This is a genomic window from Nonomuraea basaltis (genome assembly GCF_005893125.1).
GTDB lineage: Bacteria > Actinomycetota > Actinomycetes > Streptosporangiales > Streptosporangiaceae > Nonomuraea > Nonomuraea basaltis.
Window position 1 is genome coordinate 1 of sequence record NZ_VCJS01000581.1, and the last position, 1,115, is coordinate 1,115.

The 1,115-nt window shown below is 63.7% G+C and carries 1 protein-coding gene; it reads left to right on the top strand.

All coding sequences use genetic code 11. The features are described from left to right. Positions 1 to 258 precede the first annotated feature (258 nt). Entirely contained in the window at positions 259 to 777 is a 519-nt protein-coding gene (locus EJK15_RS69490; RefSeq protein WP_276615636.1) for a hypothetical protein, read from the top strand. Positions 778 to 1,115 lie beyond the last annotated feature (338 nt).

Genomic DNA, 1,115 nt, shown 5'->3' on the forward strand with positions numbered 1-1,115 from the left:
TCCCGGTCCCCACCTGACGCCATCACGGACGCCTTTTCCTCATCGCTCACCACGACGGTCTTCAGCCAACGCAGCATGAGGCGGTTTGAAGCCTCCCTCCGCAGGGCGACTTCGAAGGGCCACGACCTTCATCATCCGAGCAGCATCGCTCCAGATCGCTCTCCTACATCGAACTCTCCTTCGCGTTCAGGACACACAGCCGCACCCATCTCCAAATCCACCCAGCCGACAGCAACGGACTCCAGGCCCGAAGCGATGATGAAAGGCCGGCAAGCCGACTCCGCCAGACGCCGCCAGCGTGTGATCGCCGCCCTCAACAAAGCGATCACGGATGGCACGGAGATCAGCGTGTCCGGCATCGCGCGCGCCGCGGCCGTGGACCGCACCTTTCTCTACCGGCACCGCGATCTACTCGAGAAGATCCACGCACTCGAAGCCGCCCCACCCACCATCAGCCAGGGCACCGGGCCGGCCGTCACCAGGGCATCACTGCAAGCCGACCTGCTCGCTGCCCACGAACGGGCGGTCCGACTCAACGCCCGCACCCAGCAACTCGAGAAACGCCTGTCCGACGCACTCGGCGAACAGGTCTGGCGCGAGTCCGGGCTCGGCACACCCACCGATGTCGACACGCTCAACGAGAAGATCACCCATCTGGAGCAACAAGTCGTCGATTTGCGCCTCCAACTCGAAGAGCGCGACGAGGATCTGTCCGCCGCACGCGCCACCAACCGCGAACTCATGGCTCAGCTCAACCAGGCAACCGCTCGCCGGTGACCGGTCACCGAGATAACAGAAATTCCGGCCATGAGCGGATCTTGAACTCTCTGACCTGCGAAAATATCGAGGTAACGGGCTCCGTCGCGGGCCTCGCACCAACCGTACTTTTGCTCTGAGGGGGGCTATAACCCGTTGCGCGCCGACCTGGGCATGCTGCCAGAATTGGCGCGTGACCGCCTCCGCCGACCTGGAGTTCCTGGCCCGGCTGCTAGGGCGCGTATTGGGTTGTGATCAAGGGGTGGCTCGTGTGAGGTCTTTGATCCAAATCATCGCGCCACGAAGGTGGAGGCCGGCGATGTAGCTCTCAGGGGTCTTGTCGTAGCGGGTGGCGATGC